Source organism: Acidovorax sp. Q11, assembly GCF_054950075.1.
In genome coordinates this window covers 20,190-36,397 of the sequence record NZ_JBUDZG010000026.1, presented here as the reverse complement: position 1 = coordinate 36,397, position 16,208 = coordinate 20,190, and the positions used below count along the sequence as shown (strand labels likewise).

General features: G+C 65.6%; 13 protein-coding genes. 7 read left to right on the top strand and 6 right to left on the bottom strand.

Annotated elements, in window-relative coordinates; genetic code table 11:
• Positions 1–101: 101 nt before the first annotated feature.
• The 5 genes from ACYZGB_RS17785 (at position 102) to ACYZGB_RS17765 (ending at position 7,596) form a co-directional block, all read left to right on the top strand.
• Positions 102–419, top strand: coding sequence for a helix-turn-helix domain-containing protein (locus tag ACYZGB_RS17785; protein WP_462390197.1), 318 nt, complete (start codon positions 102–104; stop codon positions 417–419).
• The gene (locus ACYZGB_RS17780; protein ID WP_462390195.1) at positions 419–1,792 is read left to right on the top strand and encodes a type II toxin-antitoxin system HipA family toxin; all 1,374 of its coding nucleotides are present in this window, start codon (positions 419–421) and stop codon (positions 1,790–1,792) included. The genes ACYZGB_RS17785 and ACYZGB_RS17780 overlap by 1 nt, the downstream gene beginning before the upstream one ends.
• A gap of 31 nt (positions 1,793–1,823) precedes the next feature.
• Complete coding sequence (locus ACYZGB_RS17775; protein WP_462390194.1) at positions 1,824–4,553, top strand: DEAD/DEAH box helicase; 2,730 nt, start codon at positions 1,824–1,826, stop codon at positions 4,551–4,553.
• A gap of 89 nt (positions 4,554–4,642) precedes the next feature.
• Entirely contained in the window at positions 4,643–6,652 is a 2,010-nt protein-coding gene (locus tag ACYZGB_RS17770; protein ID WP_462390193.1) for a site-specific DNA-methyltransferase, read from the top strand.
• A gap of 29 nt (positions 6,653–6,681) precedes the next feature.
• Positions 6,682–7,596: a restriction endonuclease gene (locus tag ACYZGB_RS17765; protein ID WP_462390191.1), complete on the top strand. Its 915-nt coding sequence runs from the start codon at positions 6,682–6,684 to the stop codon at positions 7,594–7,596.
• A gap of 248 nt (positions 7,597–7,844) precedes the next feature.
• Here ACYZGB_RS17765 and recJ read toward each other — a convergent pair whose 3' ends face one another.
• Both recJ and ACYZGB_RS17755 read right to left on the bottom strand, forming a co-directional pair.
• Positions 7,845–9,677, bottom strand: coding sequence for a single-stranded-DNA-specific exonuclease RecJ (gene recJ, locus ACYZGB_RS17760; RefSeq protein ID WP_462390189.1), 1,833 nt, complete (start codon positions 9,675–9,677; stop codon positions 7,845–7,847).
• Complete coding sequence (locus ACYZGB_RS17755; RefSeq protein WP_462390187.1) at positions 9,674–10,630, bottom strand: phosphoglycerate mutase; 957 nt, start codon at positions 10,628–10,630, stop codon at positions 9,674–9,676. Before ACYZGB_RS17755 ends, recJ begins: the two co-directional genes overlap by 4 nt.
• 83 nt (positions 10,631–10,713) lie before the next feature.
• Between ACYZGB_RS17755 and ACYZGB_RS17750 the strand changes: the two genes are divergently transcribed.
• On the top strand, positions 10,714–11,967 hold the full coding sequence (locus tag ACYZGB_RS17750) for a lipoprotein-releasing ABC transporter permease subunit (RefSeq protein ID WP_462390185.1): 1,254 nt from the start codon (positions 10,714–10,716) through the stop codon (positions 11,965–11,967).
• Positions 11,960–12,706: a lipoprotein-releasing ABC transporter ATP-binding protein LolD gene (gene lolD / locus ACYZGB_RS17745; protein ID WP_462390183.1), complete on the top strand. Its 747-nt coding sequence runs from the start codon at positions 11,960–11,962 to the stop codon at positions 12,704–12,706. The genes ACYZGB_RS17750 and lolD overlap by 8 nt, the downstream gene beginning before the upstream one ends.
• 32 nt (positions 12,707–12,738) lie before the next feature.
• Here the strand turns inward: lolD and ACYZGB_RS17740 are convergent, their stop codons facing one another.
• The 4 genes from ACYZGB_RS17740 to ACYZGB_RS17725 form a co-directional block, all read right to left on the bottom strand.
• Positions 12,739–12,990: a hypothetical protein gene (locus ACYZGB_RS17740; RefSeq protein WP_462390181.1), complete on the bottom strand. Its 252-nt coding sequence runs from the start codon at positions 12,988–12,990 to the stop codon at positions 12,739–12,741.
• 93 nt (positions 12,991–13,083) lie between these two features.
• The gene (locus ACYZGB_RS17735) at positions 13,084–14,127 is read right to left on the bottom strand and encodes a VWA domain-containing protein (RefSeq protein WP_462390180.1); all 1,044 of its coding nucleotides are present in this window, start codon (positions 14,125–14,127) and stop codon (positions 13,084–13,086) included.
• An 11-nt stretch (positions 14,128–14,138) separates the two neighbouring features.
• Complete coding sequence (locus ACYZGB_RS17730) at positions 14,139–15,167, bottom strand: DUF58 domain-containing protein (protein ID WP_462390178.1); 1,029 nt, start codon at positions 15,165–15,167, stop codon at positions 14,139–14,141.
• Between the two features lie 9 nt (positions 15,168–15,176).
• On the bottom strand, positions 15,177–16,196 hold the full coding sequence (locus tag ACYZGB_RS17725) for an AAA family ATPase (RefSeq protein WP_462390177.1): 1,020 nt from the start codon (positions 16,194–16,196) through the stop codon (positions 15,177–15,179).
• Between the last annotated feature and the right edge of the window lie 12 nt (positions 16,197–16,208).

The window sequence follows — 16,208 nt, the reverse complement described above, 5'->3', positions numbered from 1 at the left end:
CAACCAAGCGCTCTGGCTAGTGGCTATAGCCTGCTTGGTTCAATTTTTGATTTTTGCATCAAAAATGTGTAGTATTAAAAAAATTTTGACGCAAATATCAATTGCAAACCCTCCAAGAACTCGGTGAAGCCGTCGCCACACGTCGCAAGTTGCTAGGCCTTAAGCAGGGCGAGGTAGCGGCGCAGGCTGGCGTCACGGCTGAATCCCTGTCCCGCTTTGAGCGCGGCAGGTCGGCCGAATTTGGCTCTCGCAAGCTGCTGGCCGTGCTCGCCGTGCTGGGGGCCGAGCTAGACATCGTCGTGCAAGGTCAGGCGGGCAACCTGGACGAACTGCGCCGCGAACGCGCGCAGACCCCAGCCCCCCGCGCGGCCAGCGCAGCCGATGCCCCCGGCACATTCAACAAAACGGGGAGCCGGTAATGCAGTTGTCCGTCTACGTGCTGGGCCGCGAAGTGGCCACGCTCGAACAATCCGGTGACTTCAAAAGCGTGCTCACCTACCACCCGCACGTGGCGGCAGACGACTTTGTCTCCCTCACCATGCCTGTGCGGCTGGAAAGCTACGTGTGGGACGACCAGCTCCCGCCCGTGTTGCAAATGAACCTGCCCGAGGGCTACCTGCTACAGGTGCTGCAAGAACAGTTTGGCCCGCACATTGGTGCCAGCCCCATCGCACTGCTGTCCGTCATCGGCCGCAACATGGTGGGTCGCCTGCAGGTAGCTGCGCCCGGCGCGCAGCTCAATGAACCTGCCCAGCCCATCGAAGTGGCCGAGCTGCTCAAGGGCGACAACTCCGAAGCTGCCTTTGCCGCGCTGGTGCACCAGCACGCCACCAGCGGTGTATCGGGTGTGGTGCCCAAGTTTCTGGACGCCCAGACAACTTCCCCAACCGTTCAGGCTGAGCTTGTCGAAGCCCTGCGCCAGCCCGAACCCGCCCTCGGGCCCCACCCAAAAGCCAGCCTCACCACCCGCCGCCACATCATCAAAGGCTCCAGTGCCCAACTGCCCTTTGTCGCGCTCAACGAACACCTGTGCATGCAGGTCGCCCGCCGGGTCATGCCCGCCGCCCAAACCGAAGTGTCGGACGACGGCCAGGCCCTGGTGGTGCACCGCTTTGATGTGGACGAACACGGCCAGCCCCTGTGGGGCATGGAAGACTTTTGCAGCCTGCTGGGCCTGCGCCCCGCCGCCAAATACGACACCACCTGGGAGCGCATCGCCAAAGCCGTGCGCGACCACGTGCCCGGCGCACAGCGGCTGGCCACCTTCCGCCAGCTGGCCACCACCTTGCTGCTGACGTATGCCCTGCGCAACGCCGACTGCCACGCCAAAAACCTGGCCCTGCTCTACACCAGCCGGGCCAACGCCCACCTGTCACCCGCCTACGACATGCTCACCACCAGCGTGTACGCAGGCTTTCAGCACAACCCGCCCGCCATCGACTTCATGGGCAAACGCACCTGGGCGCCCGGCAAAAACCTGCAAAAGTTCATCGCTGCCACCTTTGGCATCCAGCCCAAAGAGCAGCAATACATGGTGCAAGCCATCAGCGACGCCGTGGCCGATGTGGCGCCCCAGGTGCGCCAGGCCATGGCCCAGCACCCTGGGTTTGAAGACATCGGCAAACGCATGCTCATGGCCTGGGCCGAAGGCGTGCAGGGCCTGCGCGATGCGGGGGTGTATGCGGTGGGGGACTGGCAGGCGGGGGCGGCGTTTGAGGGGTTTTCAGCGCCGCCGAAGCTGGCGAGTTCACAAGAAAAAATCGGCCGTTCGCCCTTGCTGGGCCAGCGGTGAAAATCATGAGTTCCGTAGAAACACCAAGCCAATGACGTATCTGTACCAAGCGCTCTCACAGCGCGTAGACGCATGGCGCACCGCCAACTACCCGTGCGACGAATTCCCCGCCATCCGCGAGATTCTGGAGTTCGCGCTGGAAGAGGGTGAATCCGGCCAACTGCGCTACCTGCGCCGCGCCCAACTGCGCGCCCTGGAAACCTACTGGTACCTGCGCCTGGTGCTGGGCACCCCCAAGGTGCCCGAGCTGTATGAGCAACTGTTTGAAGACCTGCCCGACCGGCTCGACGCCATGGGCGTCAACGAAAAGCTGTTCAAGGAAGCCAAGTACAACTACAACGCCTTGATCCAGCGGGTGCGTGAAGACAACCAGTTTGTGCGCGACAACCACCTGGAGAGCCTGCGCGAATCTCTGACGCTGGACTACGCCAGCTACATCCTCGCGCTGGCCATGGGTGCGGGCAAAACCATTCTGATGGGCTCCATCGTGGCCACCGAATTTGCCATGGCCATGGAATACCCCGAAGGCCCGTTTGTGCAAAACGCGCTCATCTTCGCGCCCGGCAAAACCATCTTGAGCGCGCTGCGCGAACTGGCCGACGTGCCTTACGACAAGTTGCTGCCGCCTCGCATGCACAAGCCCTTTGCGGCCAGCCTCAAGCTCACCTTCACGCGCGACGGCGACAAGCAAATCCCCATCGTCTGGGGCAGCACGTTCAACGTCATCGTCACCAACACCGAAAAAATCCGCATCCAAAAGCCCAACGTACGCGCCAATGCACAGCAAGCGCTTTTGTTTGCAGGCACCAAGGTGGAAGAGCAAACCGAGCTGGCCAACCTGCGCCTGCAGGCCGTGGCCTCCTTGCCGCACCTGGCCGTGTTCTCGGACGAAGCTCACCACACCTATGGCCAAAAACTGCTGGGCAAGTGGGAGAAGGACAAGGAAACCGGCGAGCTGGTGTTTAAGGACGACGGCATCAAAAAAGTGCGCCGCACCATCGACTACTTGGCCGCCGAGACCAACCTCGTCGTCGTCATCAACGCCACCGGCACGCCGTATTTTGAACGCCAGCCCCTGCGCGACGTGGTGGTGTGGTACGGGTTGGGCGAAGGCATTCGCGACGGTGTGTTGAAAGAGCTGGCCAACAACATCAAGGTGTTTGACCTGGGCGACGGCGAGGCAGACACCCTGGTAGCCAACGTGATTGAGGACTTTGTGCGCGATTACTGGGCTGTGCGCCTGCCGCCTGTGGGTGGCAACCCCGGCGCACCCGCCCGCCTGGCCCTGTACTTTCCCAACATCGAAACCCGCGACGAACTGCGCGGTGCGGTGGAGTCGGCCCTGGCCCTGCGCGGCATTGGTACCGACACCATCTTGGCGGTGGACGGCAAAAGCAGCGAAGCCACGCGCCGCCAGTTTGAGGCCGTGGCCCGCAACCCCGAGGCCCCCGAGCGCGTGCTGCTGTTGGTCAACATGGGCACCGAGGGCTGGAACTGCCCCAGCCTATTTGCCACCGCCTTGGTGCGCAAGCTGGCCAACAGCAACAACTTTGTGCTGCAAGCCGCCACCCGCTGCCTGCGCCAGGTGCCGGGCAACACCATGCCCGCCCGCGTGTACCTGACCGACAGCAACAAAAAAACGCTCGAATCCCAACTGGCCGAAACCTACGGCACATCGCTCAAAGACCTGGGCGCCCAGCAGGCCGAGCGGGTGGAGCGCGAAATCGTGCTGCACCGGCCGCACCTGCCGCCGCTGCTCATCAAAAAGCGTGTGCTGCGCTACCGCCGCAAGGTGGGCGACCCCGCCAGCACCGCGCCGCTGCACTTCACCGTGCCCACCCATGTGGCCGCCCCCGCAGGCATCACGGTAGAAACCTTGACGCCCGTGCAAACCGCATCGGGCAACACCGCGCTGCAAAAGGTCGATGGCGGTGGCGACCAGCTGCCCGCCCCGCCGCCCGAGCTGGACGCCTACACCGCCGCCGCCGAGCTGGCCGCCAACTACCACCTGCCCACCGCCGAAGTGCTGGCCGCCCTGCGCCAAGCCTACGGCGCGGGTGGCGACGTGCCCAACTACCACCTCGACGCGCTGGGCCTGCAGATAGAGGCGCAGCGTGCGCAGTACGAAGCCCATTTTGAAGAAATCGACGTGGCCATTGCCTTGGTGAAGGCCGACGGCTTTGACCGCACAGAGCGCGGCGGCCACAGCGTGTACACCGCCCGCATCAGCTTTGCCAAAGACAAAGACAAGCTCTACCTCAGCGCCACAGACACGGCAGACGCCACCCACGCACTGGCGCGCAGCTTTCACTACGAGGGCTACAACTTTGACTCCCAGCCCGAGGCCGACTTTTTGAAATGGGCGCTGGCCCAGCTGCAGCCTGGGGAGCACCAAATCGAAGGGGTGTGGTTTACCGGCGGCATCACCGACCCTGCCAAGACCGACCTGTACGCCGAATACCTGGGCGACGATGGCCGCTGGCACCGCTACACCCCCGACTTTGTACTGCGCCGCGCCGATGGCAAACACCTGGTGGTCGAAATCAAGCGCGACGGCTTCAGCCCCGACATCACCGCCGACATGGCCCGCCTGGGCCGGGGCGAAGCCGCGCAAACGCTGGAAGGCAAAAAAGCCGTGGCCCTGAAGCAGTGGGAGGGCCTGAACCCCGACAAGCTGGCCTACCACGTCATGTTTGCCGACGGCAGCGACCTGAAGCCCGAGGGCTACGCACAGGTGCGCGACTTCATTCGCGGCGCTTGAACACTGCCGCCGATACCGAAACAGCCACCGCTACGCCCCACACCTGATCGCTGCGCGCCTGCCCCCGCACCCCCCGAATACACACCGCCATGACCGAGAACACCCAAAAGCCCAAAGACGTCACCATCACCAAGGCCAAGGGCCGCCCCATGCTCACCTGGGTGGGCAAAAAGCCCTTGGCCCGCGTGCGCGCCTACCCGGCGCAGGCCATTGAGCGGTTTGACGCCACCAGCGGCCAGCCCGCCGCCTTGCACGGCGCCGACTGGAGCGACTGGCCCCAAGACCTGCCCCAGGGCGGCCTGCTCTACCACGGCGACAACAAAGACGTGCTGGCCCACCTGCTGGCCAACGGCTTTCGCGGCAAGGTCAAGCTCATCTACATCGACCCGCCGTTTGACAGCGGCGCCGACTATGTGCGCAAGGTGCAACTGCGCGGCGCCAAAGGCACGGTCAAGATTGATGGCGAGGACTACACGCTGGGCGAGCAGGTGCAGTACAGCGATATTTGGGCGAACGACAACTACCTGCAGTTCATGTATGAGCGGTTGTTGATGTTGCGGGAGTTACTGGCGGACGATGGCACGCTATATCTGCACTGCGATTGGCGAAAACACCACCATTTGCGCTGTCTTGTCGAAGAGGTCTTTGGTTCCGAGAACTTCGTGAGTGAAGTAATTTGGAAGCGGACAAGCGCGCATAGCAACACCGCACAAGGCAACAAGTCTTTTGGAAGCATCAATGACGTCATCCTTGTCGCCACGAAAAGCGATCAATTCACTTTCAATACTCAATACGTCCCGTACGAAGAGGAGTACCTGAAGAAGTACAGCCAAGTTGAGGAGGATGGTCGTCGCTATCAACTTTTCGATATCACTGGCCCAGGCGGAGCGGAGAAGGGCAACCCGTTTTACGAAATCCTTGGCGTGTCCAAGCATTGGAGATTCAGTAAGTCTCGGGCGGAAGAGTTGATCGCTGCCGGCAGAATCGTGCAGCCTAAGCCTGGTGGTGTTCCCCGCTATAAGCGCTATTTGGACGAAATGCCTGGAATCCCGCTTCAGAATATTTGGGAAGACATTGCCCCCGTGAATTCCCAAGCGCTGGATCGTTCTGGATACCCCACGCAAAAGCCTGACACGCTCCTAGATCGTTTGATCACCGTTTCTTCGACGGCGGGCGATCTGATCCTCGACTGTTTTGTAGGCTCTGGCACCACCGTTGTGGCAGCCCAGCGCCTAGGCCGCCGCTGGATCGGCTGCGACATCAACAAAGGCGCAATCCAGACCACCGCCAAACGCATTCAGGAGCTGATGCGCGCCCAGGCCGCTACCGCCACCGCGCCCCAACAAGGTGACTTGGTAGAGGGCGGCAACACCCCGCAGCGCCCCAGCCAGCTTGGCTTTGCGACCTATCGCGTCAACGACTACGACCTGCAGATCCAGCACAACGAGGCGGTGGAGCTGGCCTGCCAGCACCTGGGCGTGGCGCGCACGCGCACCGATGCGTTTTTTGACGGTACGCAGGGTGGGCGGCTGGTCAAGATCGTGCCCTTTAACCACCCCTTGACCCCGCTGGACCTGGATGCCGTGCGCGACGAGCTGAAAACCCGCCCCAGCGAAGAGCGCGATGTGATGGTGGTGTGCCTGGGCTGGCAGCTGGACGCCCGCGCCTGGGTGGACGCCTACAACCGCAACCGCCCAGTGAATAAGCTGCACGTGGTGGAGCTGCGCACCGACCGCAAGCTGGGCGGCATCATCAAACACGAACCCTTGGCGGTGCAGGCCAGCGCCCGGCGCGAGGGCGATCAACTGGTGGTGGAGGTGCAGGACGTGGTGTCGCCCACCATCATGCAGCGCCTGAACCTGGAGCAAGGCGTGTTCCGTGCGCAGATTACCGACTGGCGGGCGGTGGTGGACTGCATCCTGATTGACCCCGTGTACAACGGCCAGGTGTTCAACGTGGCCCTGGCCGATGTGCCCGAGCGCAAGCAAGACTTGGTGGCAGGCCGCTACGAGCTGCCCGCACCGCTCGCAGGCAGCACCGTGGCGGTGAAAGTCATCGACATGCTGGGTGAGGAGCTGGTGGTGACGCTGTTGGTGTGAGACGAACACGAGTTAAACGGAGGCAATGAATGGCTGAAATCACCCGCCGCCGCACCGGCGAACTGTTGCGCGAGCTGTTCAAGCTTTTGATGGCCGCACCCGAAGGCTTGCAGGCCAGTGCGGCCTTGGCTGCACTGGCAGAGCGCGTGACGTTGACACCCTACGAGGCAGACTCTTACGACTCTGGCGGGCGGCGCTTTGACAAAATCGTGCGGTTTGCCACTGTGGACTGCGTGAAGGCCGGTTGGTTGGTCAAGGAAAAAGGGATCTGGACGATTACCGATGAGGGCCGCAAGGCCTATGCCGAGCTGGTGGACCCGGAGGCTTTTTACCGCCGCGCCTGTAAGTTGTATGCCGAGTGGAAGGCTGCGCAGCCCGATGCAGATGCGGCCCCATCGCCCAGCACCGCGCCTGACCCTGACCCATTGGCCCAAGACAACACCGCCAAGGCCGTGAGCATTACGTTTGAAGAGGCCGAGGAGCACGCATGGGCCGAGATTGCGCAGTACCTGCGCAATATGCCGCCCTACGAGTTTCAGGAGCTGGTGGCCGACCTGTTGCGGGCCATGGGCTATTACGTGAGCTGGGTGTCTCCACCCGGTAAAGATGGGGGCATTGACATCCTGGCCCAGCCGGATGTGCTGGGCACCCGCCCGCCGCGCATCAAGGTGCAGGTGAAGCGGCAAAAGGAGGCTGTCAGTGTGGATGGCTTGCGCTCGTTCATGGCGCTGCTGGGCGATAGTGATGTGGGGCTGTTCGTGTGCACGGGCGGCTTTACCAAGGATGCTGCCACTGAGGCGCGCACGCAGGAGAAGCGGCGCATCACGCTGATTGGGCTCGATACCTTGTTTGACCTGTGGGTGGAGCACTACGGCAAGCTGACGGATCAGGCACGGCGGCGGTTGCCGTTGCGGCCTATTCAGTTTTTGTCGCCGCAGGGGTGAGGGTGTTTGAGTAAGCATCTGCTTTTGCTACTGAAAGCGTAGCTGCTTGCGATTGACTATCAAGCGCTAGAGGCCAATTTGGCTTGATGAGTGACGGCCGGAGGCAGGTCGTTTGCCTTGAGTCTGTCGAAGGGGCTGTTCGTGCAAAGTGCCTGGCTTCGACTGGCTCAGCCCGAACGGACGGGGGAGGCATCTGCGACAGGTCGCAATCAGGCGGCTTGGCCCCTGATTTCGGCGGCGACTCCGACCTACAGCTGCGCCCCTTCCACCAAAAACTGCACTTTGCGCTCGCCCTTCCACTCGTTCACATCGAGCCGGAAGGCCAGCAACACGCGCGCGGGCAGTTGCTCGGTGTGGCCGAACCAGATGGCGTCCACGGGATTGCCCTGGTGCATGAGCTTGAGCGACAGGTGGTTCTTGGCCTCGCCCACCAGGCGCTGGCTCAGCACCTGCACTTCTTCGCTGAAGGTGGGGGGCGCAAAACCCTGGCCCCAGACCTCGCGGTGCAGGGTGTCCACCATGTCGGCACGGCAGTACTCGGGCGCTAGGGGGCCGTCGGTCTCGATCTTGCGGGTGAGGGTGGCGGCGTCCAGCCATTCCTGCGCGACCTGGGCAAAGGCCTGCTCGAACACGTCGAACGCTTCTTCGGCCACCGTGCAGCCCGCCGCCATGGCGTGACCGCCGAACTTCAGCAACACGCCCGGATGGCGCTTGGCCACCAGGTCGAGTGCGTCGCGCAGGTGAAAGCCGGGGATGGAGCGGCCCGAGCCTTTGAGTTCGTGCTCCTTGCCCGGCGCGCTGCTGGCGGCAAACACAAAGGTGGGGCGGTGCAGCTTGTCCTTGATGCGGCTGGCCACGATGCCGACCACGCCTTCGTGGAAGTCGGGGTCGAACACGCTGATGGCGGGCGGGGGCTCCTCGCTCTCGTCAAACAGGCTCTCGGCCATCAGCATGGCCTGCTCGCGCATGCCGCCTTCGATTTCGCGGCGCTCGCGGTTGATGCCGTCGAGCGTGCTGGCGAGTTCTGCGGCGCGGCCTGCGTCGTCGGTCAGCAGGCATTCGATGCCCAGCGTCATGTCGGCCAGGCGCCCGGCAGCGTTGATGCGCGGGCCTAAAGCGAAACCAAAGTCGAAGGTGGTGGCGGCAGGCGCCTTGCGGCCTGCGGCGTGGAAGAGTGCGGCGATGCCTGCGGGCATCTGGCCCATGCGGATGCGTTTGAGGCCCTGGGCCACCAGACGGCGGTTGTTGGCGTCGAGCTTGACCACGTCGGCCACGGTGCCCAGGGCGACCAGGGTGAGCAGCGGGTCGAGCTTCGGCTGCAAGGGCTTGTGTGCCCCCACGCTCCCCACTGCGTGTGGTTCGCTGCCCTCAGCCGGGGGAGGGGCCCCGGTCGGGCCGGTGCCTGGGGCGCTCGCGCCTTGGGGCGGCCCGGCGGCGCTCGATGCGTCAAAGACTCCGCGCGCCCGCAGCTCGGCGCGCAGCGCCAGCAGCACGTAAAACATCACGCCCACCCCGGCCATGGACTTGCTCTCGAACGTGCAGCCGGGCTGGTTGGGGTTGACGATGGCATCGGCCGCAGGCAGCGCCGGGCCGGGCAGGTGGTGGTCGGTGACGAGCACTTGCAGGCCCAGGGCCTTGGCCTCGGCCACGCCCTCCACGCTGGCGATGCCGTTGTCCACAGTGATCAGCACGTCAGCACCGCGCTCGGCCACGCGCCGGGCGATGGGCGGGGTGAGGCCGTAGCCGTCCGTCACGCGGTCGGGCACCAGGTAGTCCACGTTCTGGGCGCCCAGCAGGCGCAGGCCGCGCACGCCCACGGCGCAGGCGGTGGCGCCGTCGCAGTCATAGTCGGCCACGATGACCAGGCGCTTGTGCTGGGCCATGGCATCGGCCAGCAGGCGGGCAGCGTCGTCGATGCCTTTCAACCCCGAAGGGGGCAGCAGGCGGCCCAGGCCGTCGTCCAGCTCCTCATGGGCGCGCACGCCGCGCGCGGCGTACAGACGGGCCAGCAGCGGGTGCACACCGGCCTGCTCCAGCGCCCAGGCAGCGCGGGGGGGGATGTCTCTTGCTACTATTTTCATAGCTTGTGGAGTAGATCTGTCGCGCGCAGAGGCCGAAAAAAGCTTTGAAAACGCTGGGCCAGCGAGCGGGGCGCGCTGTGAAAAGCCCGCGCATTGCGCTCGCCGCACAGCGTGAGCATCACAGGGGCGCCTGTCTCGGCCCGGCGCAGCAGGTCGGCCACAGGGCCCGCGTCCAACGCGGCCCAGGCCTGGGCCCAGGCGCGCCAATCTTCGCGCAGCGCGGCGTCGCGCAGCGGGGTGGGCATGGCGGGGGGGACAGAAAGGGCGGGCACCGGCTGGGGCAGCGCGCCCGCGCCATGCACCCAGAAAGAGTTGACCACCGGTAGCCCGCGCGCCCCGCGCTCGTCGTTGAAGGTGTGGGTGTAGAGCAGCATCTGCATCTCGCTGTGCAGTCGGTGCAGGGTGCGGGCCTGTTTGGCGTCGGGCATCCAGGCGCGCACGTCGCGCAGCAGCACCCTTTCCAGCGAGGCGGTGGCCAGGTTGGCAAACAACGGGCCGCTGGCGAGCCAGCGCGTGGGCTGGTCGTAGTGCAGGGTGATGCCGTCTTCGGCAAACCAGGGCGCCACGATGGACAGTAGCGCGCGCGATGCGGCTTCATCCAGGCCCAGTTGCTCCGGGTCGCGCAGCGTGACGTGGTCGGTGCTGACCTGCCACTGGCAGGGGGTGACAAAGGCCCAGGCTTCTTCGCCCGTTGAAAGCCCCTGCTGGTGGCGGTGCCAGGCGGCCCAGGGGATGTGGCCGTCTTCGGCAGGCAGGCCCAGGGCGCTGGCCAGGGCGCGTTCGTGCGGGGGGGTGAAGCTGGTTTCTTCGCCGTCGTCGCTCAGGGTGGGGTGGGGGCTGAGCCGGGCGAGGAGCCGGTCCAGGTGGGGCAGGGCGAGGCCCTGTTGGGCTTGCTGGCATCCCTCGGAGGCGCTCGCGGCGCAGGGAATGAGCAAATGGGTGGTGTCCGACATCCCGCTATTGTCCGGGATGCCACAATCCGCCTTCGCCTGGCGCTTGCCATCCGTGCATGGTGCAGGCCCTTTTTTCCCAATCCATGAAAATCCCCTACGAACTGGCCCTGGGCTGGCGCTACACGCGCGCTGGCCGCGCCACGCGGCGCAATGGCTTTATCTCGTTCATCTCGGGCGTGTCCATGCTGGGCATTGCGCTCGGGGTGGCGGCGCTGATCATCGTGCTCAGCGTGATGAACGGCTTTCAGAAGGAAGTGCGCGACCGCATGCTCAGCGTGGTCTCGCACATCGAGATCTTTGCCCCCCAGGGCGCTGCGCTGCCCGACCCGGCGCGCACGCTGGCCGAGGCCAAACAGAACCCCAACGTGGTGGGTGCCGCGCCCTTTGTGGCTGCGCAGGCCCTGCTGGCGCGTGGCGAGGACATGAAGGGTGCGCTGGTGCGCGGCATTGACCCGGCGCTGGAAGGTGCCGTGACCGACCTTGCCGCCACCAACGAGAAAACGCTGAACCTGCTGGTACCCGGCGAGTTCCGCGTGGTGCTGGGCGGCGAGCTGGCCCGCGCCCTGGGCGTGCGTGCAGGCGACGTGGTCACGGTGATCGCGCCCGCAGGCCAGGTCACCCCGGCTGGCGTGGTGCCGCGCCTCAAGCAGATGACGGTGGCGGGCACGTTTGACTCGGGCCACTACGAATACGACTCGGCCCTGGTGCTGTTGCACCATGAGGACGCGCAGCGCATCTTCCGCCTGGAAGGCCCCACGGGCGTGCGTCTCAAGCTCAAGGACCTGCACCAGGCGCGCGAGGTGGCGCAGCAACTGGCGGGCAGCCTGAGCGGCATGCTGCTGATCCGCGACTGGACGCAGCAGAACCGCACCTGGTTTGCCGCCGTGCAGCTCGAAAAACGCATGATGTTCATCATCCTCACACTCATCGTGGCTGTGGCGGCGTTCAACCTGGTGTCCACGCTGGTGATGACGGTGACCGACAAGCGCGCCGACATCGCCATCCTGCGTACGCTGGGCGCCAGCCCGAAAAGCATCATGGGCATTTTCGTGGTGCAAGGCGCCATGGTGGGCGTGATCGGAACGGCCGTGGGCCTGCTGCTGGGCCTGGGCATCGCGTTCAACATCGACGTGATCGTGCCGGCCATCGAAAAGGCCTTGAACGCGAGCTTCTTGCCCAAGGACATCTACCTCATCAGCAAGATGCCCAGCGAACCACAAAGCAGCGACATCGTGCCCATCGGCTTGATCTCGCTCGTGCTGGCCTTTGTAGCCACCTTGTACCCGAGCTGGCGCGCCAGCCGCGTGAACCCTGCCGAAGCACTTCGCTATGAATAATGTAGCTATCAACCCAATACCATCAGGCGGTAGAGGTCAAAATGGTTTAACAAATGGCGCGGTGGTACTGGAGGCGAAGGGCCTGACCAAGCGCTTTACCGAAGGCCGCCTGGATGTGACCGTGCTGCAAGGCGTGGATCTGCAGGTGCATGCGGGCGAAACCCTGGCCATTGTTGGCGCCTCAGGTTCGGGCAAGAGCACCTTGCTGCACCTGCTGGGCGGGCTGGACGCGCCCACGGCCGGGTCGGTGCGGCTCAAGGGGGCCGAGCTGTCGGCGCTGTCGCCCCAGGAGCAGGGCCAGCTGCGCAACCAGCACCTGGGCTTTATCTACCAGTTTCACCACCTGCTGCCCGAGTTCAGCGCGCTGGACAACGTGGCCATGCCGCTGCGCATCCGTCGCATGCCCTCTGAGCAGGCCCACCAGGCGGCCGAGCAGGTGCTGGCGGCCGTGGGCCTGAAGGCGCGGGTGCACCACCGCCCGGCCGAGCTGTCGGGCGGCGAGCGCCAGCGTGTGGCCATTGCGCGCGCACTGGTCACGCGGCCTGCCTGCGTGCTGGCCGATGAGCCCACCGGCAACCTGGACCGGGGCACGGCCGATGGCGTGTTCGAGCTGATGCTCCAGCTCGCGCGCGACCACGGCACGGCTTTTGTGATGGTGACGCACGACGAATCCCTGGCCGCGCGCTGCGGTCGCGTGGTGCGGATTGCCGAAGGAAAGCTGCAGGCGCCACGCGCCTGATCGCCCCCCGCTGGATAGAGGAGGGGGCGGGTTCAGATCCCGAGGATCTTCTTGGCCTCGGCCAGCGCCTTCATTGAATCGTCGTGTTTGCCCGCCTTGTGGTGGGTTTCGCCATCGGCGCGCAGCTGTTTGACCTTGGCCGCGCTGTCGGCCGACAGGCTGGGGTTGGTGGCCAGCTTGGCGTCGATGGCCTTCATCTCGTTGGGGCAGTTGTGGGCCAGCGCCATGCCTGCGGCGGTGGCCAGCAGGGCCGCGAGGGCCGTGGTGCGGATCAGGGAACGCATGGATTGATCTCCTTCGTGCGAAAACCAGGGCCGACGGATGGAAGTGCCGAGGCAGGGGCCCTGTGCCTGCGCCCGGCGGGTCTTTGGGGGGGGCTACATCACCCGCCCGTACCACCACACCGACAGTGCAGCGGCCAGCAGTGCCAGCACGGCGCCCGCGAGGGCGAACAGGGCAGAAATTTCGGTTTCGCGCTTCTCCACCGTCAGGCGTGAGCTGAGGGTCTGGTAGACCTTCTTGAGGTCGGCTGCCGTGGCGGCATGGAAATATTCGGCGTTGGTGCGCGCGGCCACGGCTTTCAGCGTCTCTTCGTCCAGCCGTACGCGCATGGACCAGCCTTCAAATCCAATGGTCTCACCTTGCACCGTGCCCACGCCCACGGTGTACACGCGCACGCCCCGGTCGGCCGCCCATTTGGCGGCTTCGAGCGGGTCCACGCCCGTGGTGCGCTGGCCGTCGGTCAGCATGATGATGGCGGCCGAGTTGTACGAGCCCGGTGCCACGGGGGTGAAGGGTTTGGCCGGGTCCTGCTTTCCGATTTCGTCGATGGGCTTGGGGCGCATGGCCTGGCGGCCGCCCAGCGCGGCGATGTCGATACCCGCGTCGGGGAAGATGGTGGCCAGCGACAGCATGATGCCGTTGCCCGTGGCCGTGCCACGCTGCAGCTGGAAGCTGTCGATGGCCTTGACCAGGTCTTCACGGCTTTGGGTGGGCAGCTGCGCCAGTTGGGCGCTACCCGCAAAGGCCACGATGCCCACGCGCACATGGCGCGGCAGCTCGGCGATGAAGGCCTTGGCGGCGTTTTGCGCAGCGGTGATGCGGTCGGGCTCCACGTCGGCCGCGCGCATGCTGCCCGACACGTCCATGGCCAGCATGATGGTCTGGTCTTGTGAGGGCAGGGTGATCACCGCCAGGGGCCGCGCGGCGGCCAGCAGCAGCGCAATGAGGGCCAGCAGAAAGAGTGCGGGCGGGATGTGGCGCCGCAGGCGCTGGCCGGGGCCCAGGGCCTCGCGCACCAGCGATAGGCTGGAATAGCTCAGCGCGGTCTTCTTGCGCCGGTGCAGCAGCCACCAGTACAGCAGCACCAGCAGGGGCGCAACCAGCAGCAGCCAGAGCAGGGTGGGCCAGAGAAAAACCATGGTGCGGGTCCTCAGGTGGCGTAGTGGGGGTGGGGCGCGGTGGAGGCTGCCGTTGCGCGGGGCGCCCGCACGCGGCGCTGGCGCAGGTCCATGAAGCGCAGCAGGGCGTCCACCAGGTCGTCGTCGGTGCACAGCTCCAGCGTGTCGGCCCCGGCGCGCGCCAGGCCGTCGCGCAGTGTCGCCTCGCGCTCGGCCGCCAGCTGTGCAAAGCGGCGGCGGAAGGCGGCATCGTGGGTGTCCACCTGCAGCTGCTCGCCGCTTTCTGCGTCGCGCAGGGTGATCTGGCCCAGGTCGGGCAGCTCCAGCTCCAGCGGGTCGAGCAGGCGCACAGCCACCACGTCATGGCGCTGGGCCAGTTGCGCCAGGGGCTTTTCCCAGCCCGGAGCGCTGATGAAGTCGGACACCACAAACACCGTGGCGCGGCGGCGCAGGTTGGACAGTCCAGTTTGCAGCAGCCGGTGCAGCTCGGTGGCTGCACCGCCGCCCTTGGGCTGGGATGTGGCGGGCGGGGTGGGGGCCAGCAGGCGGTGCACCAGGTGCAGCACATGGGCGCGGCTGCTGCGGGGTGGCAGCACGGCGTCCACCGCGCGTTCGGCCTGGTGGCTGGCGCCGCCGTACAGCATGGCGCCCACGCGGTTGCCGTGGCGGGTGAGCAGGCGCGAGAGTACGGCCACAAAGCCGGTGAGGATGTCGCGTTTGGCGCGCCCCTCGGGGCCAAAGCTGATGGAGGGGCTCAGGTCCAGCAGGAACCAGGCGGTCATCTCGCGGTCTTCGGTGAACACGCGCACATGGGGCTGGTTAAGGCGGGCGGTCACGTTCCAGTCGATGTGGCGCACGTCGTCATGCGGCTGGTATTCGCGCAGGTCGGCCAGGTCCAGCCCGCTGCCCCGCATCAGGGTGCGGTAGTCGCCCTGCAGCAGCCCATCCAGGCGGCGGATGACCTTCCACTCCAGCTCGCGCAGCAGCCGGTCGGCCTGCCCGGGCAGGGTCGGGAGCGTATGGACCGTGGCGGAAGGGGTGTCGGGCGGCTTTTTGCTCATGGTTCAGGCTCAGGCCACTTTTTGCTCGTGGTGCAAAGGCCGTGCAGGCGCTGGAATCTTGGCCATGATGCGCTGGATGAGCGCGTCGGCATCCAGCCCTTCGGACAGTGCCTCGTACGACAGCGCAATGCGGTGGCGCAGCACATCGGCGGTCAGGTCGGTCATGTCTTCGGGTAGCACATAGTTGCGCCCGCGCAGCATGGCCAGGGCCTGGGCGCCCTCGGCCAGGGCAATGGTGGCGCGGGGGCTGGCGCCGCAGGCAATGAAGCCTGCCAGGTCCTTGAGGCCGTGCCTGGCGGGCGCACGCGTGGCGGCCACCAGCTTCACCGCATGCTGCAGCAGGGAGGGGTCCACATACACCGTGCGGCATTCGGCCTGCAGCGCGGCCAGCTGCGCGGTGGTGGCCACGGGCAGCACCTGCACGGGCTTGTCCAGCGCGCGCTGGGCGATCACAAATTCTTCTTCCTCTGTCGGGTAGTCGATGAGTACCTTCATCATGAAGCGGTCCACCTGCGCCTCGGGCAGGGCGTAGGTGCCCTCGGTCTCGATGGGGTTCTGCGTGGCCATCACCAAAAAGGGCTCGGGCACTTTGTGGGTTTCGCCCGCAATCGTGACCTGGCGTTCCTGCATCACTTCCAGCAGCGCGCTCTGCACCTTGGCGGGTGCGCGGTTGATTTCGTCGGCCAGCAGCAGGTGGGTGAACACGGGGCCCAGCGTGGTGCTGAACTCGCCCGTTCTCTGGTTGTACAGACGCGTGCCCACCAGGTCGGCGGGCACCAGGTCGGGCGTGAACTGGATCCGCTTGAAGCTGCCCTGGATGGTGCTGGCCAGCGTCTTCACGGTGAGCGTCTTGGCCAGGCCCGGCACGCCTTCGACCAGCAGGTGGCCCTGGGCGAGGATGGCTACCATGACGCGTTCCAGAAAGCGGTCCTGGCCCACCACCACGCGTTTGACTTCGTAGAGCACCTGCTCCATCAGGGTGGCGGTGGCGGCGTTGTTCATGGCGGCGGGGGAGGGGGTGGTTTCCATGGTGCTCCTTGT

Excerpts from the sequence above, each read along its gene's own strand:
- ACYZGB_RS17780 (WP_462390195.1), top strand. The coding sequence starts at position 419 with ATGCAGTTGTCCGTCTACGTGCTGGGCCGCGAAGTGGCCACGCTCGAA.
- ACYZGB_RS17775 (WP_462390194.1), top strand. The coding sequence starts at position 1,824 with ATGACGTATCTGTACCAAGCGCTCTCACAGCGCGTAGACGCATGGCGC.
- ACYZGB_RS17770 (WP_462390193.1), top strand. The coding sequence starts at position 4,643 with ATGACCGAGAACACCCAAAAGCCCAAAGACGTCACCATCACCAAGGCC.
- ACYZGB_RS17765 (WP_462390191.1), top strand. The coding sequence starts at position 6,682 with ATGGCTGAAATCACCCGCCGCCGCACCGGCGAACTGTTGCGCGAGCTG.
- recJ (WP_462390189.1), bottom strand. The coding sequence starts at position 9,677 with ATGAAAATAGTAGCAAGAGACATCCCCCCCCGCGCTGCCTGGGCGCTG.
- ACYZGB_RS17755 (WP_462390187.1), bottom strand. The coding sequence starts at position 10,630 with ATGTCGGACACCACCCATTTGCTCATTCCCTGCGCCGCGAGCGCCTCC.
- ACYZGB_RS17750 (WP_462390185.1), top strand. The coding sequence starts at position 10,714 with ATGAAAATCCCCTACGAACTGGCCCTGGGCTGGCGCTACACGCGCGCT.
- lolD (WP_462390183.1), top strand. The coding sequence starts at position 11,960 with ATGAATAATGTAGCTATCAACCCAATACCATCAGGCGGTAGAGGTCAA.
- ACYZGB_RS17740 (WP_462390181.1), bottom strand. The coding sequence starts at position 12,990 with ATGCGTTCCCTGATCCGCACCACGGCCCTCGCGGCCCTGCTGGCCACC.
- ACYZGB_RS17735 (WP_462390180.1), bottom strand. The coding sequence starts at position 14,127 with ATGGTTTTTCTCTGGCCCACCCTGCTCTGGCTGCTGCTGGTTGCGCCC.
- ACYZGB_RS17730 (WP_462390178.1), bottom strand. The coding sequence starts at position 15,167 with ATGAGCAAAAAGCCGCCCGACACCCCTTCCGCCACGGTCCATACGCTC.
- ACYZGB_RS17725 (WP_462390177.1), bottom strand. The coding sequence starts at position 16,196 with ATGGAAACCACCCCCTCCCCCGCCGCCATGAACAACGCCGCCACCGCC.